Source organism: Cupriavidus sp. SIMBA_020 (assembly GCF_046535395.1).
GTDB lineage: Bacteria > Pseudomonadota > Gammaproteobacteria > Burkholderiales > Burkholderiaceae > Cupriavidus > Cupriavidus campinensis.
On sequence record NZ_JAWRWU010001645.1, the window covers coordinates 1 to 237 of the forward strand.

1 protein-coding gene is annotated in these 237 nt (G+C 64.6%); it reads right to left on the reverse strand.

The genetic code is table 11. The annotated features are described in order from the left end of the window. Positions 1-237, reverse strand: a 237-nt coding sequence (locus SB751_RS35185; protein WP_410749638.1) for a CoA transferase, incomplete at both ends; no start/stop codon positions are given.

Genomic DNA, 237 nt, shown 5'->3' on the forward strand with positions numbered 1-237 from the left:
GTTGCGCGCCAGGCAGTCATCCGGGCCCAGGCCCAAGCGTTCAGTCACCCCAGGGCGGAAACCCTCGATCAGTGCGTCGGCTTGTTCCACCAATTGCAGTACTGTCTCCACCCCTGCCGGGTCCTTGAGGTCGACGGCGACCGCGTAGCGGTTGCGCAGCAGGGTGTTGTACTGCAGCGGACGCTCGATACCGAGCTTGGCCGGCTGTTTACGATCGACGCGGATTACCGTTGCGCC